General features: G+C 42.0%; 17 protein-coding genes. 7 read left to right on the top strand and 10 right to left on the bottom strand.

All coding sequences use genetic code 11. The features are described 5' to 3' along the window. Nucleotides 1–541 precede the first annotated feature (541 nt). A complete protein-coding gene (gene rsgA / locus ACJJII_RS03020) occupies nt 542–1660 on the top strand; it encodes a ribosome small subunit-dependent GTPase A (protein WP_444918232.1) in 1119 nt (372 codons plus the stop codon). Nucleotides 1661–1699: 39 nt separating this feature from the next. On the opposite strand, the gene ACJJII_RS03015 is transcribed toward rsgA, so the two are convergent. After that, nucleotides 1700–2017, bottom strand: a complete 318-nt coding sequence (locus ACJJII_RS03015) for a DMT family transporter (protein ID WP_108734565.1) — start codon at nt 2015–2017, stop codon at nt 1700–1702. Nucleotides 2018–2492: 475 nt separating this feature from the next. On the opposite strand from ACJJII_RS03015, the gene ACJJII_RS03010 reads away from it, so the two are divergent. Both ACJJII_RS03010 and ACJJII_RS03005 read left to right on the top strand, forming a co-directional pair. Continuing rightward, nucleotides 2493–3527 carry an agmatine deiminase family protein gene (locus ACJJII_RS03010; RefSeq protein WP_444918231.1) on the top strand — a complete coding sequence of 345 codons (1035 nt, stop codon included), beginning with the start codon at nt 2493–2495 and terminating at the stop codon, nt 3525–3527. A gap of 58 nt (nt 3528–3585) precedes the next feature. Beyond that, nucleotides 3586–4473 (top strand): carbon-nitrogen hydrolase, encoded by an 888-nt coding sequence (locus tag ACJJII_RS03005; RefSeq protein ID WP_444918230.1) that lies wholly within the window; start codon nt 3586–3588, stop codon nt 4471–4473. Nucleotides 4474–4526: 53 nt separating this feature from the next. On the opposite strand, the gene ACJJII_RS03000 is transcribed toward ACJJII_RS03005, so the two are convergent. From ACJJII_RS03000 to ACJJII_RS02975, 6 genes are all read right to left on the bottom strand, one after another. Next, on the bottom strand, nt 4527–5375 hold the full coding sequence (locus tag ACJJII_RS03000; RefSeq protein ID WP_444918229.1) for a sugar phosphate isomerase/epimerase family protein: 849 nt from the start codon (nt 5373–5375) through the stop codon (nt 4527–4529). Further along, nucleotides 5372–6748, bottom strand: coding sequence for a DUF6005 family protein (locus ACJJII_RS02995; RefSeq protein ID WP_444918228.1), 1377 nt, complete (start codon nt 6746–6748; stop codon nt 5372–5374). The genes ACJJII_RS03000 and ACJJII_RS02995 overlap by 4 nt, the downstream gene beginning before the upstream one ends. A gap of 43 nt (nt 6749–6791) precedes the next feature. Beyond that, nucleotides 6792–8099 carry an AMP-binding protein gene (locus ACJJII_RS02990; RefSeq protein WP_444918227.1) on the bottom strand — a complete coding sequence of 436 codons (1308 nt, stop codon included), beginning with the start codon at nt 8097–8099 and terminating at the stop codon, nt 6792–6794. Beyond that, a complete protein-coding gene (locus ACJJII_RS02985) occupies nt 8083–10002 on the bottom strand; it encodes an IucA/IucC family protein (protein ID WP_444918226.1) in 1920 nt (639 codons plus the stop codon). Before ACJJII_RS02985 ends, ACJJII_RS02990 begins: the two co-directional genes overlap by 17 nt. Continuing rightward, entirely contained in the window at nt 9989–11836 is a 1848-nt protein-coding gene (locus ACJJII_RS02980; protein ID WP_444918225.1) for an IucA/IucC family protein, read from the bottom strand. Before ACJJII_RS02980 ends, ACJJII_RS02985 begins: the two co-directional genes overlap by 14 nt. A gap of 125 nt (nt 11837–11961) precedes the next feature. After that, the gene (locus ACJJII_RS02975) at nt 11962–13344 is read right to left on the bottom strand and encodes an MATE family efflux transporter (RefSeq protein WP_444918224.1); all 1383 of its coding nucleotides are present in this window, start codon (nt 13342–13344) and stop codon (nt 11962–11964) included. A 476-nt stretch (nt 13345–13820) separates the two neighbouring features. Here ACJJII_RS02975 and ACJJII_RS02970 point away from each other — a divergent pair, with 476 nt between their 5' ends. The 3 genes from ACJJII_RS02970 (at nt 13821) to speA (ending at nt 17110) form a co-directional block, all read left to right on the top strand. Continuing rightward, entirely contained in the window at nt 13821–14504 is a 684-nt protein-coding gene (locus tag ACJJII_RS02970; RefSeq protein ID WP_444918223.1) for a response regulator transcription factor, read from the top strand. Nucleotides 14505–14835: 331 nt separating this feature from the next. Continuing rightward, nucleotides 14836–15165 (top strand): DUF2218 domain-containing protein, encoded by a 330-nt coding sequence (locus ACJJII_RS02965; protein WP_444918222.1) that lies wholly within the window; start codon nt 14836–14838, stop codon nt 15163–15165. 10 nt (nt 15166–15175) lie between these two features. Beyond that, on the top strand, nt 15176–17110 hold the full coding sequence (gene speA / locus ACJJII_RS02960) for a biosynthetic arginine decarboxylase (RefSeq protein ID WP_444918221.1): 1935 nt from the start codon (nt 15176–15178) through the stop codon (nt 17108–17110). A gap of 623 nt (nt 17111–17733) precedes the next feature. Here speA and ACJJII_RS02955 read toward each other — a convergent pair. Next, entirely contained in the window at nt 17734–18684 is a 951-nt protein-coding gene (locus ACJJII_RS02955; protein WP_444916445.1) for an IS5 family transposase, read from the bottom strand. 179 nt (nt 18685–18863) lie between these two features. Between ACJJII_RS02955 and ACJJII_RS02950 the strand changes: the two genes are divergently transcribed. Then, complete coding sequence (locus ACJJII_RS02950; RefSeq protein WP_444918220.1) at nt 18864–20942, top strand: TonB-dependent receptor; 2079 nt, start codon at nt 18864–18866, stop codon at nt 20940–20942. 12 nt (nt 20943–20954) lie between these two features. Here ACJJII_RS02950 and tcuB read toward each other — a convergent pair whose 3' ends face one another. Continuing rightward, entirely contained in the window at nt 20955–22028 is a 1074-nt protein-coding gene (tcuB, locus tag ACJJII_RS02945) for a tricarballylate utilization 4Fe-4S protein TcuB (protein WP_444918219.1), read from the bottom strand. Beyond that, nucleotides 22015–23403, bottom strand: coding sequence for an FAD-dependent tricarballylate dehydrogenase TcuA (gene tcuA, locus ACJJII_RS02940; protein WP_444918218.1), 1389 nt, complete (start codon nt 23401–23403; stop codon nt 22015–22017). The genes tcuB and tcuA overlap by 14 nt, the downstream gene beginning before the upstream one ends. Between the last annotated feature and the right edge of the window lie 52 nt (nt 23404–23455).

The following is a 23455-nucleotide window of genomic DNA, read 5'->3' as shown; positions in this document are numbered from 1 at the left end:
TGAATCGCAGTCACGCATTGACGGCCTCCCACCCCGAGGAGGTGGAGGTCTGGGGGAGGTGGTTGGGGGTGTCATAAAAGCTTTATAAATTCGTCACTTGGTGGAAGCACCCGCAGGAGAAGATGCTTCTCGAGTAAACGCGATGGCGAAAGAAAAAGCCGGATCTATACTCAACTGATCGGGTTATGGTGAGTCGAGAAAGGTGATGCACTCGCTGTAATCGGATTCGAAGGCCGGCTTTTGCCGGCTTTGCTTTTTGTGGCGGGGCAATTACTAAGAGGCTTCCCGGGATTATCCTTGCTCCTATCCCCGGGTAGTGCTAATTTGCCCATAGCCCGCCAGGTACTTTGGCGGAATCCAGAACTCAATGACTGCGGAGGATGATTGATGATTGTTACAACCCTCCGTCGGGTCCAGTAGCAGCCTCCAGCTGCCCACGCCCGGCGATAGATTCCTAGACGTCGGGCTTTCCCTGAGAAAGCTCTGTTGGCCGCGTATCTGCGGTCGCTTGGTGCTTTGTTGCGCCCAGAGGGTTTCAATCTTGAGTAAATCTCACTTTACCCGCCGGTCTGTTAATAGATTCGGCACTAATTCCCTATCTATCAAAATTGAGCGGGAAGCTTCTCCGCTACAAAAACTCGGTTGGAAGTCTTTTTTCCAACAGCAGCTGACGCTCGAAGAACTCGAGCAGTGTTTGCCGCTGCGGATTATGGCTGTACACCGCAGTCGCCTGGAATTGGCCGGCGAGCAGGGGGCTGTGTCCCTTCCGCTAACCGGGAGTCTTGTGGCTAATTTGCCCGCAGTGGGGGATTGGCTGTTGCTAGAGAAGAGCAGTGGATATTTCGTGCGTTTGTTGAGCCGCAGCAGCCAGTTTGAGCGCATGGCACCTGGGGGGCATCAGGTGCAGATGATCGCCGCCAATGTCGATAGTGTTTTTATTGTTTCGTCCCTGAATGATGACTTTAACCTCTCACGTATTGAGCGCTATTTGGCTCTGGCTCGGGAGTCCGGTTGCAGCCCACACCTGATACTGACTAAGGCCGATCTGTGTGAAGACATTGCCCCTTTTCTTCAGGCTTTGCGCCCATTCGGTGAATTACCTGTTGCAATGGTAAATAGCCTGGATCGAGAAAGCGTGGCACAGCTGCGCCAGTGGTGCTTACCTGGGGAAACTATCGCGCTGTTAGGTTCTTCTGGAGTGGGTAAATCCACTTTGCTAAATGCGCTGTCTGGCGAATCCCTGGCTGAGACTGGTACCATTCGCGAAGCCGATAGTAAAGGGCGTCACACTACACGGAAACGCTCTCTTCACTCCCTGAGTTGGGGAGCGCTGTTACTCGATAGCCCTGGAATGCGGGAGCTAGGGTTGGTGCATGTTGAAGATGGCGTGGCGGAGACTTTTTCTGATATTGAGGCCTTGTCCAGAGAGTGTCGCTTCTCTGACTGCCAGCACCAGTCAGAGCCAGGCTGTGCGGTACAAGAGGCAATAACGGGCGGTTCGTTGGATGATCGGCGCTTGCGCAATTGGCAAAAACTGCAACAGGAACTAAGCCGTAACGGTCAAACTCTCGCGCAGAAACGGGCAGGGGAGAGAGCGCTATCCCAGATGTATCGATCTGTGCAAAACCAGGCACGTAAACACAAATATTCAGAGGATTAATAGAACTGGCGCCCGGGAATTTTCCCGGGTGCTTCTCAATTAATGAGAGAGTTTTAACGTGACAACGCCTAAGATAATGAGCAAAACTCCCAGGTAGCGTCCAAGGCTGGTGGAGTCTCCAAAGAACAGCACTCCTACCGCAAAGGCTCCGGCGGCACCAATTCCTGTCCAGACCGCATAGGAAGTACCAATAGGTATCTCTCGCTGCGCCAGCCACAGAAGAAATCCACTGACCCCAATAAATACCACAGCCATAACCACACCCAGAAGGCGGGTGTTACTGCCCTGTGAAATTTTCAGTCCCAGCACCCAACCAATTTCGCATAGTCCGGCGAGTATTAAGTAGAACCAGGCCATGATATTCCTTTAAAGAGACTCGGCGATTTGCTTCTAGCGGAGAAATCAATGTTGACATGTCAGTAAACAAGTCTTTCCCGTATTAGAACAGATATAGTTGAGAATAGCTGAGATGGCTTTATTGAAAGTCAGGTGGAGAGCTGTGCCTCGCTCCCATCCAGTAATTAATCTCAAAGTGCAGCCGGACCTGTTTGAGTTCTTAAAACGCTATCTATTAGTTACATTGCCAAGTGCATTGTTTCGGAGGAAGTTGGAGCATGCTAAATAAATAAAATCTTTACTGAGAGGGCTTTGCATCGTTTTCCAGATGAAATCTGGAAAACGATAAAACTGTGCGAAAGTCTATTTAAATCAGAGCCCAAACTTGCGCGAAATGAATTTTTCTATATCATTGTAATGATAATTATTATCATTTGGTGCTGATTCAACACCCCTGTAAATTTAAAATAACTATCAGATAAAGTAATTAAAACTTATGTCAAATAGATTGCCACCTGAATGGGCCAAGCAAGATGCAATAATGCTCACTTGGCCCCATGCGGATACTGATTGGAAACCGATACTAAGCGAAGTAGAAGCGGTTTATGTTTCTATTTGCGAAGCTATAACTGCTCGGCAAAAACTGGTAGTCGTTTGTCATGATGAGGTTTTAAAAATACATATTAGCCAGTTATTACATAGGGCTAATGTAATAATTCAGAATATTCAGTTTGTTATTGTTGCCACAAATGATAGTTGGGCGAGAGATCATGGCCCAATTTCAGTAGTGAACAGCCAAGGAGAAGTTGTTGCTCTCGATTTTACGTTTAATGGATGGGGAAGCAAATACCCGGCTGATTTAGACAATCAGATTAACCAGGAAATGTTTAAGCAATTGGGTATCTGTAATTGGCGAAAAATTGACGTCGTTCTTGAAGGTGGAGCAATAGATATTGATGAAAAGGGCAACCTTTTAACGACTGAGCGCTGTCTGCTAAATAAAAATCGTAACCACCGCATGACAAGAGCGGATATCGAGGGACTGCTAAAAACTGAGTTAGGTGCAAAGAATATTCTATGGCTGGATCATGGCGCATTAGAGGGCGATGATACAGATAGTCATATCGACACTCTTGCACGGTTCGCACCTGGCCAAACTATTGTCTATCAGGGCTGTAATGAAAGTGGTTATCGTTTTTTTGATGAGCTTGAGAAAATGAAGCAGAGTTTAGTACAAATGCGCTCGCTTGATGGGAAATCATTTAATTTGCTGGAATTACCATGGCCTAGCGGACAAGCAAATGTAAGTGGCGAGCGTTTACCTGCCACTTATGCCAACTTTCTAATTATCAATGATGCGGTACTAGCTCCTGTATATGATGTTGAAGAAGATACTGAGGCGTTACAAACTCTCCAGGTGGCATTTCCGGAGCATCAGATAGTTGCGGTTAATTGCCGGCCCATTATCGAACAGTTCGGTAGTTTGCATTGTTTAACTATGCAGCTGCCGAAAAACCTCTTGGCTAATTAGGCGTTAAAAATAATTTTTTGCATCTAATCTAAAATTAAACAATCTAGCGAATTTATTAATGAGTAACATAGTTAAAGTGGCACTTGTTCAACAAAATAACACTGTTGATTGCCAACAAAATATTGATAGGTCAACTCAGGGGATACGTGCCGCAGCGAGTGAAGGTGCTGATTTAGTAGTGCTGCAGGAGTTGCATCGTAGCCTGTATTTTTGTCAGTCAGAAGATGTGAATTTATTCGATTTAGCTGAGACGATCCCTGGACCCAGTACGGATTATTTTGGAAGACTTGCAAAAGAACTCGGCGTGGTCATAGTGACTTCTCTATTTGAAAAGCGTGCTGCAGGTATTTATCACAATACTGCAGTGGTATTGGATAAAGATGGCTCTATTGCCGGAAAGTATCGAAAAATGCATATTCCGGACGATCCTGGATTTTACGAAAAATTTTATTTCACGCCTGGTGATTTAGGCTTTGAAGTTATAGATACGAGTATTGGCAAGTTGGGCATATTGGTTTGTTGGGATCAATGGTTTCCTGAAGCTGCCCGACTGATGGCAATGGCTGGAGCAGAATTACTGATTTACCCAACCGCAATTGGATGGGACCCGCGCGATGATGCGGCTGAGCAGCAACGGCAACTTGAAGCCTGGAAAATTGTACAAAGGTCCCACGCGGTAGCGAATGGCGTACCAGTTATTAGTTGTAATCGTGTGGGCCATGAAAGTGATTCCAGTGGAAGTTCTGCCGGCATTGATTTCTGGGGTAATAGCTTTATCTGCGGCCCACAGGGCGAGCTACTTGTCTGTGCAAGTGAAAGTGATGGTGAGATACTAATTGCGAATATAGATATGGAGAAAAGTGAACAAGTACGCCGTATTTGGCCATACTTGCGAGATAGACGTGTCGATCATTACCAAGACTTAACGAAAATTTACCGTGATTAAGAGTTGATAGCTTGGGTCTGCCAGATTTCCTAGAAATTAGCAGACCCAATTTACTAAATGGCTAGTGGTTCGCGACACTGCTGAAGTTGTTGAATTAGGTATCTATCTCTAGCTAGTATTTCTTTACAGTCATCACCAAACCATTCCAGTGAAGCTTCAATGTTGCGGACTCTCTTGTCTGGATGTTGACTAATATGACTTACAAATTCCTGATAGTTAACAGCGCCATCAAACAGCGGGACAATACCTTCCCGCGAGCCAGAAGCAGAATATACATTAGCAGGCGAGAACACATTCAGGAATTCTGCAGAACTTACATTCTTTAAGTGGATATGATTAATATTATCTTTTAAAGCCTCAAAAGCTGGGATCACTTCAGTTTTTGATTCCCAGACATGGAGTACGTCAAAATTGATTTGAAGATTGTCACAAGCAACGCTCTGTAATAAATGCTTTGTTGCTGGGACGGAATCCGCATATGTATTGGGATGTGTTTCAATAATCAAATTGAGGTCATGTCGGGACATCCAATGACAGACCTTGCGCAACGTCTTTGTTAATCGTGCAAAGCCATGCTCAGATATGTTTGCGCTTGCTTCGGAGCCGGCAAAAGTCCTAATTTTCTTAGCGCCCCAATGTTTTGCTAAGTAACATAAATGTTCTACTTGTTTATGTAACTCTGCTTCAGTGGCATATAGCGCTAAATAATCACTTAACATCGTGATTTTTAGGCCGTAGTCCGCCAACCAATCTTTATTATATTCTGGTTGAGAGGCGAGATTTTTTGCGTGAGTTCCCCACAATTCAATACCCTGAAAATGATTATGCTTCGCCCACTTTGCCAAATGATCAATTGAAACCAGTTGATGGCGAAAAGAGATTGTACAGATAGATAAAATCATATGCACACCTCATTGGAACGTTCTTTATTAGTAATAGCTACATGGTTTTGCCATTGTTGAAATAATGTATGTAGCTGACGTTTGATTTTAAATTCTCGCTGATCTTGTTGATCCAGTAGCTGCATGATTTCTGTTTTAATATCTGTCGATGATTCGGATGGATAGTTTCCTTCAGTAGCGTAATTCGCAATTTTCATAGAGCGAAATTGAATCTGTTTATAGGTGGAAACTAACTCTTCAATAATGTTGCACCATGTTTCAAATTCATCAAAATCCAAATTCAGCTGCAACATAAAATATGCTAAGCCATGTTCGTAGGCATACTTTCGAATAGCCAATACGGGAAGCTGAGTGAGAGCATGGCTTAAATTAGAGGGGCAGAGCTGACTTTCAGGAGCCAAATGTGCCTTGACAATTTTTCGCACAGCATCCGTCATCGGATTATTGTTTAAGTTCAAACAGGAAGTAAAATAGTCATGAATTGCCTGATTGGAGCTTGGTTTAATTTGGCTGCTATCAAAGATATAACCGCCAGCAACAGCATCCGACTCAATTGCGTGTAATACTTGTTTTTTATTTTGCTCTCCTTCCCAGCGAAAATCAGGATCCCACATAAATAACATTTCTGGATTTTGGCTATTTTCCAGCATTACGTAGTGAGGGAATGGATTCTGGTTAAACTTATTTTCGCGTTCTGGCAACCTATACATATCTAGCATTACCATTATGTTCTGACTGGCAGATTTATTGTCTAGTAATGTTAGTAAGGCATTAATATTATCGCTTTTGGATAAGCCTTGGTTGTACCAGGACTTTACCTCGACACCATAAATTTTCTCGAACCAGTTTCGAAAGAAGTCATGGTTCAAATTCTCAGCGTGATAGTTGATACAATAATCATTATCAACTACAACATCGGCGTCCCATACACCAAAATAAAATGGTCTATGGTCAACATAATCATTTGCTTTGATACACTCGCATAGACAACTCACAAAACAATGTACTTTAATATCCTCAAACTCTTCTGTCTGCTCTTCAGCTTGTTCTGCTGGAGCTATTTCGACTCCTGATTTCTCTTGAGGATCGGTATGTTTGGGAGAAGCGCCATTCTCGCTCTTATAGTTAACCCGGCCTAATATAAACTCACTAAAGCTATCGACTGTATCAAAATCCTTCAAGTTCAAGGCATCATCGGGTATATCAATTCCCAGCTTTAATTCCAAGCTAATAAGTACTTGCAGGATCAGTACGGAATCAAGGTATAAATCTTCATTTAGCTTGGAGTGAAGCTGAACATCTTCTATATGTGTTAGATTCAACTCATTAGTAAGTATGCTCTGAATCGAATCTACTATTTCAGTCTTTTGCATAATTAATATATTGTTTGTTTGCTCAATAGATAGCCCCTACTTACTAGTTGGCTCTTTCAGCTTGTTTTCCTTCACTACTTTTATTTGTTCTGGTTAGTATGTTCTGTTGATAGTTCAGCGAAATCTGCTTACGGTTCACTTTACTGTTAGCCATTCGCATTATCTCATCGACCGGCTGTAATATTTGCGGTACTTGAAATAGTGCTAAGTGTTGACTGCACCATTGGCGTAGTTCGGAGGGGTCTATTGCTGGGGAAGCGACATACTGTAGGCAAACTCGTTGGCCCGCAAATTGATCATCTATCTTAAACACCACTACATCATTAACTTGCGGGTGTTCAAGTATGATATCTTCTACTTCTACAGGATATACATTTAGCCCTGATACGATGATTGTGTCATCCATTCGTGCAAGAAAATGCAGCCGACCATTTTCACTCAAATAGCCGACATCCTGTGTTTTAACAGTTTTAATTCCTGATGCAGTTTTTACATAAGCAACTATCTCTTGCTGCTTATTGTCGAGATTACCACAGGTAATTTCGACATGAGGTAATGGCTTTCCTTGATCGTTAGCAGCAGATAAATCTTGTCCTATACTAATACAGCCCGCTTCAGAGCATCCATACTGTTGATATAAGTTTTCTACACGTGCCTGAATCTTCTCAAATACCTGTTGTGGCATAGTGGAACCTGAAGTCATAGCAGCAAATAGTTTGCTATTGGCCGGCCATAAACGTAATAATCCCTGCAACATTACCGGAGAAGAATACAAAAGCGGACGCTGACAACTCTGCAGCTTCTTGATAAGATATTTAGGATTGATATTACTAATTATCAGTGGTGACTGACCTCGATTCAGAGCAACCATTACGCCACAAATTAATCCATATGAATGGGTAACGGGACAAGCGACAACTGGAGTCATGCTGTCCGGGTCGCTGAAAGCCTGGCAATAACTCTTTACCTCAATATCAATATCCGCCCAGCTTCGCAATATGCATTTTGGCTCACCTGTGGTGCCGGAGCTCATTTGAATAATACCTGCTTCAGATTTATTCAAATTAGTTGCCGGTAGCTCAATTAATCCTGCTAAGTCACCATAAATCAGCAATTCGCAGCCAGCTTTTTCTGCCATACGCTTTGCAGTATCCTTTGGAACACTGGGGTGGATAGGCATGGCAGATTTTTTCTTTGACTTTAAGTAATAACATAGAGTCAACCAAATAAAATTATCTTCAATACATACCGCAACAGCGTTACTCTCATTAATAGTATTTATTGATACATAGGACTGCTGTTGCTCGTTAAAGTCTTCTTTACTATAAAACTTATCATTTATTGTAAGCATAGGGTTTTCCTGGTACTGCTGGCACTGATATTGATGTCTTGGAGGTTTCCTTTTGGGCATCATGTAAAGCAGCGTCTGCTAACGGATTTCTTATGTGATGATGAAATTCTGTTTCACGATTCCCGCGAAATTTCTTATCCAATAGTGATTCGGTTTTAATTTCCGGCTGGAATAAATCGATTTGGGCTATGCGCTTTTGATCAGTTAAATTTGATTGCTGATATTTCCTAAAGCTCTGATAAACTAATTTCCAAAATTCACTTTCTGGAAATTGGTAGTAATCTTCAAGTAATACGGCCAGGTCAGATAAATTAAAAACCAATAAGGTATCTACTAAAAGTTCGCGCAAAGCTTCGACACTTTCCATCCAATAATATTGGTTTGGCCCGCCAAAACTATATTCTTCCTCGAAGTCAGTAAAAGTAGGCGCTAATTCCGGTTGTGCTAAGTAATTGTGAACGTACTCCATGCTTTCATGAAAATCGCGCACTATAACTTTTTCAGGCCAACCATCTTTATGTTGCAATAAGATATTTTGCCCGTGCGCCTCAATTGCAATACCGTGATGAACTAGTAAGTGCCATATGGGAATAACCACCTTTTCGAGCAGGTTCTCCAACCAACTATGACAACCATATTCGGCAATCCAGGGCTCGATAAAAGGGCTGCCATCTTGTTCTATTATACTTAGGGCTACAAAAGGTATTACATTTTTCTCATCACAGTATGAGAGGAGGCTCTGTCGAAAGATTACACCCAATTGACCATCAAGATTCTCAATCCATTCCTGATGTTCAGTGCCATCATTTGTAGGCCTTATTCCGGCGTACTCCGCCAGCAAAATCATATTTTGCTTCAGGTAGTTATCCGACTCCAGAATTTGTATTAACCAGTTTGATATAGCAGGTGCAGTACAAATGGTGTGACTTTCTATAGTGCGTAGTGAAGAAGTATTAATTATATTCAGAGGTAGTTTTATATTAGCTTTTTCAGGATGGCTAATATTTAATAATGTACGAATAGAAATGCTGGCTTGATATTGATCGCCAGCCTCTCCAAGGTAAAATACTTGTCCATCAGCAATAGCGGGCTCAAGTTTATCTTTTAAAAACTTCCACTGCCATGGATGGATAGGCATCAATGAAAATGCAGTACTATCGGAAGTTAGATTTTTAATTTGTGTATTTAACTGCTGGTAACATTGTTCACCAAGCTCAGTTTCCCAAAATATTTTTTCAGTTACAGAGTTAAATCGACGCTTCAAATAGCATCGTCTAATCGCCAACCAATGTAGTTGAAAATTATTGCCAAACTCTGGACCATAAAGTTTATGATCAAGCTCACTAAACCCAGTTCGTGCCTTGAAGCATGGATGATAAGGGTGCCCTTCATCAATTGCAGACTCTAACTGGGTATATGTTAATTCACGACGGCTTATATGGCGGTTTAAATGCTTATTGTTCCACTGGCAAAGTTTAACAGTTTGTTCGAGCTCAATTGCCAGCTTTTTCTTTACTACTACTGAAGTAGGCAAGTCCTCAACAAGGGCATTTAGTGTTATTGGTTGCCAATCAATGCTTTGAGATATATTTTTTATCCATTGTGCCTGAAGTTTTGTATCTACATGCTTTTCATCTCTTTGAGAAAAAAACATTTCTTCTGCATTGATTCTAATTCGACTAAAACCAGAAATTCTTCCTGAAGCACGATAAAAAGATCTTCCTAATGTAAAATAGAAAAAACCATCGTGATAAGAGTAATCACAAAGATGCTCGAACAACAATGCTTCCAAGAGCTGGCGAATCACTCTTTTTTCTTCAGCTAAGTGGCTGTCAGAATTTTTATAAGGAGAGATTTCTAAGTCTTGTTGAGATAAATGCTGCTGTGGGTTAACTGTGAGCAAGAGTCACCTCGTTAACTTGCTTATGGGTAGTCAAGCTTTCTTGATGCAGGTCGAAGAAAGGATTTCGTATATTAGTGTAAACAGCTAATTCTTTTTCCGCTTCCAGCTCATCAACATCTTCAACGCGAGTTAGAAGGTTTCCCTTGCAGGGAATACTAGAATTATTAAATAATCTATCTGTAAAGTTTTTGCCGACGCTTGTCAGTACCCTAGAATTTAGGAGATTAAGCTTGCTGTAACTTAATTTTAATAGTTTATTCTCATCAATAAGGCCATCTTGTCCCATACGGCCAATAATTGAGAATAACTGATTGACAAAAAGATAGTATCCAAACCGGTCTGCAATCATATTGTCAGGATAAAATAAGTCAGGATTATTCCTCAACTCAGGTACAGCTTCGAGCAACTTATCCTGCATTTTTTCCGACAGGTAGAAACCTTGATTGTCTCGATAGTAGTATCTAATTGGGCAGTCATCATAAATAGTTAATAGAGAATTTTGTTGGTGAGCCTCTAAACCAATACCCTGACTATCGTAAAGTCTAATTGTTGGTTCAATTGCACATTGCCAATAACAATTAAACCATTTTAACGCTGCTTCTTCTGCGCTAATGCCCTGCTTGGAAGCCAAGCTTAAAACTTGCTGAGCTAATTTAGACTGAGTTCCGGATAAGATAGGGTCTTGTACCAATGCAGCGATTGAAACTGTGGGTAGTTCTAGACTGTTTGTATCTTTATTGAATGGATTTTTCCGTATAATAGTTTCAAAGCCTGTTTCCTGCATATTAGGTAATTTAACAGTAATAAAGGCAGGATCTTCAATTAAAACAAACTGTGGAAATTTTTTCTTGAAGTTGCTTAATGAGAACAACTTTCCAACATTTAATCCCGGATCTAATTCGTGAGCCATATTTTTTCTTAGCGAATTAGTTATTTTTACAGGGATCGAGAGCTTAATCATATAATTCAGCTCACTGCAGTACAAAGTGCGGACAGAAGAAGTGGGCGTAAACATCTTACCCATAAGACCTAAGTCGACAATTAATCCGTCACGTTGTAAATGCTGAACATAGTCCTGGTGTAACAGCCACTGTGCTTGTAGGGGATGTACAGGTATTAGTTGTTTATCGATATCGATATCGATATCAATATCGGCCCCTAATATGTTATTGATAATTTCCTCAACGCTCTCGTCGAGTAAAGAATCTTGCTCCAGAAGATCTTTTGACACGGCAAAAAAGTGTAATTGAAATTTAGATTTCAATTCCGGCGTATACTTTTCATGTTGCCAAGAGTGAATGCCTTGGCGTGACTTGGGTGTTGGATGAAGCCAATGTCCAAATAACAGGGACTGTTCAGAACAAATATAATCGGAGCTATTAAGTGTAGGATCATCTAGTCGCTTAGTAAGATAATCCTGCATGATTTGAAGACTTTCTAAAGTGCGATTTAATAGTTCTATTTTGTTGGCTGGAGTATTTGGCTTATTGTTTTGGTTATTATCTTTTGCATAAATGTTATCTATTAACATCATAATCGCAGAAGTAAAATCTATGGGTTGCCAATTCCATTGGTTTGCTAATTTGCGATAGCTTTTAGTAAATACATGTCGACCGACAATTGAACGATAAGAAGCCTCTAAAGCAAGTGTAACTCCAGTTCCGTTCAAATAAAGTTCTAGTGCATAACCATTTTCTTCTTCAAGGGCCACACCAGTTTGTAATTGCCAATCAGAGCTTGTATGCCAAACACCGGGGTCAACTTCTCTTATATATGCATTAGCAAATGCTTGAAAAGAAGCCTTTTCCGCCAGCTCTTTTGCGGTGAATGGCATGACGATATTCTCCTGGAGATACTAAGTAAAAGAACTTACTCAGATGATAATGATACACATTCTCACCAGCAAGTAAGTTTACAATTGTTACTATTGTTTTAGAGCTGTATCTCACTTGGCGTTACTTAGACTGAAGTTTGATTCACTTTCAGCTTCGTAGGCCTGTATTGGTAGCAAAAATAGGCGGCCAACAAAAAGGTGCACCATTCTGCTAATGGCAGTGCAACAATAAATGATAAATCACTTATTGCTGCTGGTAATAAGTGCCAGCTGGGCAACATATAATAAAAGGCAATCAAAAATACAGCGGGGAATAATAAGCTGCGGTTAATAGCAATTAAAGCTGAAGGTTTTGGTTTGTGTATTGCTGTTAAGTAACAGGTTAAGACGATGTTAGTCCCATTAATTAAAAATAGTGGAAGCAACAATGGCAGCAATTGCATGCTGACTTGGGATATTTCCTGATCTTGTTCATTGGTAAACCAACTCAGAACAGTTTCTGGCCAAAAAACGAGCAGTGCAACGATTATGATACCCAGGCAGATGGTACTTAATATTGCAATTGACAAAAAAGATTTCACTCTATTTAAGTGCTGAGCTCCAAAATTTTGACTGACAACGATATGAAGTGCATCTGCTAAACCATAACTAAGCATGACACTTAAGAAAATGAAGTAATTGACCAGAGTAAATGCCGCTACACCATCTACGCCTAGCCGCATTATCATTAAAGTATTTAGAATGAAAAAAATAATACCAACAGATATCTCGTTTATAAACTCTGATATACCGTTATAAGCTGAGTTAAGAAGTAGTTTCCAGTTTCTTTGTTGTAATTCAAACTTAAGTGTTCTTTTCTTGCTAAAAAAATAACGGCTCAATACTAAAAATTGTATAACTTGTGCTATTGCAGTTGCATAAGCAGCCCCAGCTAATCCGAATTCCAAGTATACGATAAACCAGGCATCGAGAATAATATTGAGAACAGCGCCGATTACTAAAGCACATGTGGCTAATATCGGATGGCCATCAGCACGTACAAAATAATACAGCACCATTGTGGTTAACTGTAAAATGAACACCCAGCGAATGACGTCGAAATATTCCCTTGCTAATACAGCAACCTGGGCTGAAATATTGAGTATTTCAAAAAGTAAATCGTTGAAGGCTAAGCTGCCCAGCGCTAACAGAGTGTTAATAACCACAGCGGCAATAAGGGATTGGCTGAAGATGGCGTTTGCTGTTTTCGGATCTTTCTCACCTATGGCTTTACCTACGCTCACAGCCCCGCCTATTGCCAGCATGATGGCAATAGCTATCAACAAGGTGAAGTACGGGATCATTAGAGTGATTGCAGCGAGAGCGTCTGTACCTATGGTGTTGCCGACAAAAAAGCCATCAATCAGGTTGGCGCTTGTTATTGCAACTAAGCCGACTATTGAAGGTAGCACATAGTAAAAAAAAGTCTTGACGATACGACCGGAAAGCGCTGGATTTTGGGCTGACATTAAAGTGTCTCAAATCATGAGAAAATAGGTTCTGAGGCAGTATTATATATTCCACTTGTTGCAAATGATAGTGATTATCATTAATATCGGTGAATTTAGGTTGATACATAAAGCTGCATTGTGAAGTTTTGATGTTCTAAATGTGAATAGATTTTTGTTTGAGCCAATGCAATATTGTGTTGGGCACTAAGCATGTTGGTGGCGTGTCCCGTGCAATGGTTGTACAGGAAGTGCGCAGCAGTATTGATGTTTTGCAGTGCTAAATGTCTTGGTAAGTCATATGTGTATCCATTGAAAATAGTTTAGAAAATGTACTATTAAAATTACTGTCAGACGTCAAAAGTAAGAGCTATGTGTAGGTTCCAGTCGGGTTCCCCCATATTAAGGTCGTCGGTGGGCGAGAGTATTTTTGCGCTATGAATAATTTTGGATTCAAAAAATTCAAGTTTTAATTTGGTTGTGGATAAGAGGCTGTTGTGGCAACTGCGCATATTTTAATATTGGAAAGTGATACTAAAATAAGCAGACAATTGAGCGGCACTTTGCAAAAGCAAGGATTTAATGTCACTCAATGTCAAGATGTTAGTGAAGGGTTGATGGTAATGCCCGCAGACTATTTTGATCTTATTTTAGTTAATGCGTTTTTGCCCACCAATGATGATTTATCACCTTTACAGGCTATACGTAGCTGGGGGCAAACGCCTGTAATTGTTCTCTCTTCAATTAATACAACGGCAAAAAGGATAGAGAGCTTTCGGCAAGGGGCTGATGATTTTATATCCAAACCGATTGATTCCACCGAGATAGTGCTGCGTGTAAACGCAATACTGCGTAGAACTCACAAGGGGGAAAGTAACATTGAGGGTGAGATTGATGTCGATCATTTAAGGTTATTAAAATCAAAGCAGCAGGTTTTTTATAGGGGAGATAAGTTAGCATTTACACCTATTCAGTTTCGACTACTTTGGATACTCGCTGAGAACCGATTCAAGGTAGTTAGTAAGCAATTTTTATATCGTGCGGTACTCAACAGGCAATTTTCCCGTTATGATCGAAGCCTTGAGATGCATCTTAGTCGTATCAGGAAAAAGTTTATTGAAGTTGGTATATCGGCTGACCGCTTTGCTACGATTCATGGCAAAGGTTATAGATTTTCATAATAAAAGACTAGCTTAAGTTAAACGGTAAATTTAGGTGTACTAAGTATCGGTTTAGGCATTATTCAAGTATTTTCTCCTTTCTAAAATTCTAATCAGGCTTGTTTAACATTAGCAAGCTTAAAGCTGTCTTTGAGTTCAAAACGTTTTAATTATCGACGGTTTTTATTGGCTATTATGCTGCCGTAACAATTGTAAAAGTGGTTTTTTTCGGCCATGAAAGCAATTAACATCTTTGATAATGATTATCATTACCAAAGATGTTAATTGCTGAATACATCTTTTCGTTTAAAAGTTGGCTCGGCATAAAGTGATTTAATTAAGAAGTGGGGATATGAGCACTATTAATAAAGTTGAGGCTGAGCATGATAGCCAATTTTTAGCTTTTTCAACGGTAATTCACATTGACAGTGAGAGGATGATTAGGCGTTTATGTAAGCACTTCGCTCACAAAGTTAATGCCCACTGGAGCAGCGATTGCGGCCATATTGAGTTTGATATGGGTTTCTGTGATATGAACGGAAGTGGAGATCAATTGGATTTGCGTTGTGGTGCTAACTCTGATGAGGAGTTAAAAGAGATCATAGATTGTATTGATTCCCACTTCTTACGATTTGCGCAAGGTGTGGAATGTTCACTTCAGTGGAATCTAATGAATTCTTAATGGTAAAAAGATGTTAGAGAAAGATAAACTCAAGAGTGAAGTTAATACTCAGTGGAATATAGCTGAGGCAGGGAATATTTATGGTGTTAACCAGTGGGGCAATGGTTATTTCGATATAGATTCACAGGGTAATGTTGTCGTAAAAAACCCTAGTGATGATGAGGCAGACGCTGTTCCCTTGATGCAAATTATAGAGGGTATGCAGGACCGCGGTTTACACATGCCTGTTTTACTGCGTGTCGAGAATATTCTTGATAAAAGTATTAGCTCACTTAATGAAACATTCCGTCAGATAATCGAAAAACTGGATTACCAGAATAAATACCAAGGTGTTTATCCAATTAAAGTAAACCAGCAGGCCCAAATTGTCGATGAAGTAGCTCAGTTTGGTTCTCGCTATCAACATGGATTTGAAGTTGGTAGTAAAGCCGAAATGATTGCAGCTTTATCCACTATCGAAGAACTAGATAGCCTAATTATTTGTAATGGCTATAAGGACCAAGAATTTATAGAATTGGGGTTAGAGGCAACAAAACTTGGATTGAAATGTATCTTTGTTATTGAAACCTTAACCGAACTGCCGATTATTGTAGAGCGAAGTCAAGCGTTAGATATTTTCCCTCATATTGGCGTGCGCGTTAAAATGACGACTCAAGTGAGTGGGCATTGGAGTGCTACTAGTGGTGAGAGAAGTGTATTCGGACTGTCATCAAGTCAACTTATACATGTGGTTGATTACTTAAACGAGCATCAAATGCTCAATTGCCTTGAGTTACTACATTGCCATTTGGGCTCTCAGATTCCTAACATCCGCGATATCCGCGGTGGTGTACTAGAAGCCTGTCGCTATTACTCCGATTTATGTAAAGAGGGCGCGGCATTAAAGTATATTGATTTAGGTGGTGGTTTAGCAGTTGACTACACCGGTAGACAGTCAAGTACTGGACAAAGCCGAAATTACTCACTTGAGGAATACTGCGAAGATATCATTGATACAATTAAGAGTACATTAGATAGTAATAACTTACCCCACCCGATAATTGTTACGGAGTCTGGTCGTGCTACTGTAGCCTACACATCAATTTTGCTCTTTAATATCCTTGATGTTGTAAGTTTCGACTCAGAAGAGTTAAAAGAAGCTGAGGAAGATGAGCATCAATTGCTTCAAAATATGCGTGAAATTCTGACTTATTTGAAGCCTCAAAGATTGCAAGAGTGCTTCAATGATGCGCAGTTTTATCGGGACGAAGTTCGCGAATTATTCAAGCGTGGCCAAATAGATCTTCGTGTTCGTTCTGTATCAGAGACAATTTATTACAATGTTTTGCATCGTATAAAAGAGACTCTTTCAGAAATGGAGCGAATACCTGAAGATCTGGAAGGCTTGGCAGATTCATTAGCTGATATCTATTATGGTAATTTTAGTTTATTTCAGTCCTTACCTGATAGCTGGGCTATTGATCAGTTATTTCCTGTTATGCCTATTCATCGACTAAATGAGACTCCAAGTCGGCGTGCTATCTTGGCCGACATTACCTGTGATTGTGATGGGAAAATTGAGCGATTCGTAGTCAACCAGGAAGTCGAAAAAACCTTACCTCTGCATTCAATAAAGCACGGCGAGGAGTATTACCTCGGTGTTTTCCTAGTGGGCGCTTATCAGGAAACTCTAGGTGATCTGCATAATTTATTTGGTGATACGAATGTTGTCAGTGTGAGACTGAATTCAGATGCCAGCTTTGAGTTTGTGAAAGAGGTTCATGGGGATACTATTGAGGATGTTCTAAGTTATGTCGAGTATCAGCCGCATGAAGTAAAGACGCGTTTTCGTAATAAGGTTGAAGCGGCTGTTCGCAGTGGGCGTATTAGTGCTCGTGAACGTCAGCAAATAATTAAGACCTTCAATGCAAGTATGCAAGGTTATACCTATTATGAAAGAGATTAGAATAGAGTAGAAAACAGTGAGAGACATGACTTATTTAAATCTTTATCTGTATATATGAAGGCTTAAATCTAAGTATGTCGACGATGCCAGGTCTTCGATCTGGCTAAAATATTTAAGCCCTACTCTGTGAAGTTAGCTCCTGACCACGTTAATAAATTTTTTGTTTTTATATAGTTATGCTGTTAGCACCTATCCTGATTTAGTGTTTTAGGTTTATATTGGTTACTTTAGCGCCAGATAATTTTCTATAGTGATAGTATATACAATTATACAGAATCTATTCTTCTTTGTGACTAGTGCAGAACTCTGAATATACTTACTTTTATACTTTAGTGTGCTTGTACTAGAAAGATAGCCTCTCTATAAAAATTGTTAAGAGTTTTGATCTTTCTTGTTTCTTTGTCTGATTGTTACTTCCATTTTTTATTGCGTAAAGAGTAACGAGAAGTAAAATATTAAATTTTACGCCATTTAGGGACCCTCTGATCAACGAAGCATTTTTCCAGAATTAAGCTGAGCTGCTTGAAAATTCACTTTATTACGCACAAATGTGTAATTTTCGCGTAATAGTCCCCTAATTTTCATCTGAAACCCTCAATAGGCGGGTTTCAGGCGAACCACCCCTAGGCAGCCAAGTATTTTCTCCCTATTAATAAGTTGGTAAAGCCTGCCAGTAAGCACAGCCTCTCAGTATTCTTTAGCAGTCCCCGATAGCGGACCTTGTCATAGCCAAATATCCGTTTGATGTAGCGGAAGGGGTGCTCGACCTTCGCTCTTATCTGCGCCTTGATCTTTTCCGCTTTACGAAGTGCATCACGCCCTGGAAGAGTTTTTAGCTTGCTCGGCTTCATTGCTATATACCAATCCGCCTCCCGCTCTTTCAACTCTTCACGTTTCTCCGCACCAATGTACCCAGAGTCTCCCCAGATTCTTTTCTCCTCCCCGTGGAGAACTCGCTCTGTAGTTGTGACATCATGCGAATTCGCTGCTGTTGTATCTATGCTATGTATTACTCCGAGCACATCATCAACCCCGATATGCATTTTCATCCCAAAATGCCACTGATTGCCTTTCTTTGTTTGATGCATTTCCGGATCACGTTCTTTCTTTTCATTCTTAGTTGAAGTTGGCGCAGAGATAATAGTGGCATCTACAATCGTGCCTTCACGCAGTACCATGCCATTCTCAGCAAGATGTTTGTTGATTTCATCAAAAAGAGCTGCACCTAGCTGATTGAGCTCCAGTAAGTGGCGAAAGTTAAGAATCGTTGTTTCATCGGGAATTGGGTTACTCAAAGTCAATCCAGCAAAACTACGCATGGATTCAATTTCATACAGTGCATCTTCCATAGCGGGATCACTGAGATTGTAAAATAGTTGCATGCAATGAATACGAAGCATGACACTCAATGGATATGGCTGTCGGCCAAGTTTGCCTTGTGGGTAACAAGGAGTGATCTGAGCCTCTAGTCGCTGCCATGGGATGAGGGTTTCCATTTGAGAAAGAAACTTCTCTCGGCGAGTTATACGGCGCTTTAGCTTATATTCTGCTTCGGCAAAGGTGACTTGGTGCATGATTCATCGTAGTCTTGATGGGTAGGTGAATATTACCAAATTGACTCAGAATTATTCAGAGGTTCCTTAGTAAGGAAACTAGGGCTAGCTAATATTTATAAGGATTATGAATATGATTTTCTGATATTATCTGATCACAACATAAAATATTCTATCTTTTAAAGAATAGGGATGTGGACTTGAGGATCATAAATAAGATCACTTTGGGTTATATTGCACTGGCTCTGCTTCCGATCAGTTTTTCACATAGCAGTGAAACTCAGATTGAAACTATCGTTGTGACTGCGGGTAGATATGAACAGGATATTTCACAGCGGATGGAGAGTATTTCTGTTGTAGATAATGATGTACTCAGAAAAAGTGGTAATACCCATATTCAACAAAGCCTGGTGAGTGTACCTGGAGCAAACCTAGCAAGAGGGAATGGACAGGAATACCTGCCAGCCCTACGTTCTCCAGTACTGACTGGTGCAGGAGCCTGTGGTGGTTTGTTGACAGCAGAAGATGGGATTCCACTGAGAGCAAATGGATTTTGTAATATCAATGAGTTATTTGAATCCTTCAGCGAGACAGCTCGGCATGTCGAAGTTGTTAGAGGGCCTGCTGGTACCCTCTATGGCTCTAATGCAATGCATGGATTGATCAATGTTATCAGCCGCGATCCTGTAGAAGGAAAGAATGGATCTCTCAACACTGAAGCGGGGCCCCACGATTACTATCGACTGGGTGTATCAGCAGATCATCGCCTCAGTAGTGAAGGTGATGTGATCAGTGCCGATTTGTATTTGATGACTGATGGAGGATATAGGGATCAGTCAGGACTGGACCAGCAAAAGGCTAGCATCCAGTATACCCACCAGGTCGGTGATAGCAGAGTTCGAACTCGTCTAGTAGCGACAAGCTTAAATCAGGAGACGGCTGGTTACCTCGAGGGTGACGGAGTTTACCGCAATCGTGGATCGAATCGTACCAACCCTAATCCAGAGGCGTTTCGAGATGCCAATTCTCTCAGATTTTACTCTCTGATTGATATACCTGTGAATCAAACTAGTCAACTACATTTGGCTCCTTACCTCCGTAAAACTGACATGCGTTTTCTGCAGCATTATTTACCGGGGCAACCAATGGAGGAAAATGGCCAGGAGAGTGTTGGGATAAGAAGCGGTTATTATCTGGAGCTGGGTGAAAAGCTTAATCTGCTAACCGGTATTGATACTGAATTAAGTAAAGGATATCTCCTGGAAGCCCAAGAGAGTGTTACCGAGGGCTCTGAATTTCTGCAGGCAACCATACCAATGGGAAAGCACTACGATTATGAAGTCGTAGCTTGGAATGTCGCCCCCTATGCATCGGCAACCTGGAAGGTTAATGATCAATTAGAAATCACTGGGGGAGTCAGAATTGAATCTGCACACTATGACTACGACAATCAAATGCTTTCCGGGCGCACAGATGAAAATGGATTACCCTGTGACTTTGGAGGCTGTCGGTTTAGTCGGCCAAATGACCGAAAAGATAGTTTTAACAATATATCCCCCAAGTTGGGAGCGCTATTATGGTTAAGTAATGAACTACAACTCTTTACTCAATTGGCCCAGGGTTATCGTGTACCCCAAGCGACAGAGTTATATCGATTACAGCGAGAGCAGACGGTAGCAGAGCTGGATCCAGAGGAAATTAATAGCTTTGAAGTAGGGCTGAGGAAAATAGGCGACTCTTTGTCATATGAGTGGGTGGCTTATACGATGAAAAAGGAGAATGTAATATTCCGTGATGCCGACTATTTTAACCAGTCCAATGGCAAAACCCGGCACTGGGGAGTTGAGTTGGCTGTAGATTATGAATTCACTGAAAGCTTACGGCTAGAGGTGAGTACCAGCTATGCAGAACATCGCTATGCAGATCAAAGGGAGTTGCAAGGTGTAGAACTGGATGGAAAGCTTGTAGATTCTGCGCCAAAGACCTTTGGTAATTATCGACTTCACTGGTCCCCGAATTCTTTGGTATCAGCGGAGCTTGAATGGTTACATCAGGGTAGCTATTTTACAGATCCTCAAAATGCTCATCGGTATCCAGGACATGACTTACTGAACCTCCATTTGGCCTGGCAGTGGAAACAATATCAAATTTCTACTCGAATACTGAATATTACCGATAAAGCCTATGCTGAGCGCGCGGATTACAGTAGTTTTAGTGGTAGCCGCTATTTCCCTGGAGAGCCTCGTTCAATTTACTTTGGAATCAATTTTGATTGGTAGTGTAATAAGGCCTTACTTTTTGCTTTCGGATTTCATTTGAGCGTCCCGAATCAACGCTGCCATGCGATAAAAACCATGAGCCATTTTAGTGTAGGGCGTGAGTAAAAAAAATGCGAGAACTGCACCCAAGTGTAAATCCAATAGTAGGGGGAGTGCGGCTGTCCCCCCGAGGGAAAAAAGTAATAGACCGCTGAGTGCGATGAATAACAGTAGGCCAACAAACCCCATCTCCCCGCTCCAAACCCTTGCTGAGCCAAGTTCTGGATCAGCCTTGAGCTTTAGCTGAATAAGCTTGCTACACCCCACTAATATGAGTAATCCACCAGGTATACCAAGTAATTTGGGTACAGAAAAAATCGAGTATGGCCCTGGCATGTTCAGAAAGTAATACATTACTGTGCCCGAACAGGTAGCTGCAAAGCACAATAAGAAGCCGTATAGAACAGCTTGGTGTGCGTATCGTCGCTGGTTGCTGAATCGGTCTTCCTCTTCGAAGTTACATCCATCCCCGTGGCCCCCGGATAGATTCTTTAGTTTTCCTGCTGAAATTAATGCACTTCTAAATTGACCCCAGGTAATTTTTTCCCCGTCGATTTTCCTCCAGTAGCGACGTAAACTTATCCCCAGGCTAAACAGCGGATAAAGAAAGGCCGGTAAAAAAATACTGGTCATAGTGGCGTGAGAAACAATTGCGTAGAAGCCCTCACCACCACTGGGTTTCAATACTCTTATTACATAAAAGATGATGGCAAATCCGATGATAGTAGCCAGGGCGATCAGACTGCCGCGTTTTTGGAACATTCTAGCGATACCTCCCGGCCAGGCAAAAGTCTCCCAGCTTTTCTGTCGCGCTTCGGCCATGACTTGGGGAATATTAATATTGAATTCGTGGGGATCGGTATACTGGCAGGCATAGTAACAACCTCGGCAGTTGTGGCAGAGATTGGCCAACTGGGTGATGGTTCCCTCTGAGAAAGAGCGGTGTAGTTGAAGTGCTGGAAAAACGGCGCAGTAGCCCTCGCAATAGCGACAGGCATTACAGATTTTTGCTTGCCGCCGTGCCTCTTCCAAATTATCCATTTGCATAGTTAGCGGCTTCCCTGCCAGCAATACGCCCAAAAACGGTGCCGATCATCATACCCAACCCAGCCAGATATCCCTGACTTAGGATTGACCCGGCCATGGTTTCTCCTGCAGCCCACAAGTTTTTTACCGGCCCTGTGGCAGTGCTGCACTGGGCATTCTCATCAATCTTGAGCGCCAGATAAGTGAAGGTAACCCCGGTGCGCAAGCTATAGCAGTAAAATGGTGGCTCGCTGATGGGGCGGGCCCAATTAGTTTTTTCTGGTGTCAGGCCGGTAGTGGCGACACTATCCAGCTCGGTGGGGTGAAAAGCGTCACTACTGCCACAAGCAGCATTAAAGGTTGCTATGGTATCGATCAGTTTTTCAGAGGGTAAACTGGTTTTTTCCGCGAGTTCCTCCAAGGTGTTCGCTTCGGTCGGAGGAAATGCTGATGGCATAAACATTTTTAAAGACTTGGAGTCGATAATTGCAAAAGCCACCTGGTCTGGCTGTTGTGCGACAAGGCGGCCCCAGATGGCATAGCGTTTGGGCCAAATATCTTCTCCCTCGTCATAAAAGCGCTGGGCCTCCTTGTTAACGACGATGGAAAAGGGGACACAATCCAGGCGGGTTACTATGCCCCCATCAAACTTCGGCGCTCGCCCATCAATTGCCACTGCATGGCACTGGGTGGGATCTCCGACGGACTGCACGCCTTGCTCCAGTAAATCTTCCAAGACCACACCCCGGTTATAAGGTGTTCCGCGTATCAGGAAATTTTCAGCAGCTGGGCCCCAGGCTTTTTCCAACCACTCAAGATTGGCTTCGAATCCGCCGGAGGCTGCTACAACTGACCTGGGTTCAATTTGGTATTGCTGTCCCTCGTAAACATAGTCGACACGAGTAATATGATTGCCCTCTAGCTGCAGGTGCTTAACGTGTGCCCGATACAGCACATCAACACCTAATTTGCCTGCAGTTCGGTAATAGGCGTTAACCAGGGACTTACCGCCGCCAAGGAAAAAAGCATTTGTGCGCGTGAGGGATAGTGTGCCGGACAGAGGCGGCTGGAAATGAACGCCGTGCTTTTGCATCCAGGGAAGCGCTTTTTCTGATGAGCGTATAACCAGCCGAGCTAACTGCTCATTGGTTTTACCCCCGGTAACTTTTAGCAGGTCTTCATAGTACTCGTCTTCACTGTAATCACCTTCCAGTGGACCCAGGGGGCCTCGGTGCATACAGCGTATATCCCTGGTGTGGCGGGAATTGCCGCCTCGATAGGGCTTGGGGGCAGTTTCCAGGATAATCACCTTGGCCCCAAGTTCGGCAGCAGTTATAGCTGCGCACAGAGCGGCATTGCCACCCCCAATTACGGCGAGGTCGTAGTGAGTGTTCACCGATAGAAAACCCTTTTGCAATGGATCAGTGTTCCATTGCAAAAGGTAGGTG

Source organism: Microbulbifer maximicatervae (SeqCode), from assembly GCF_052467825.1.
This window is presented reverse-complemented; position numbering and strand designations above follow the sequence as displayed.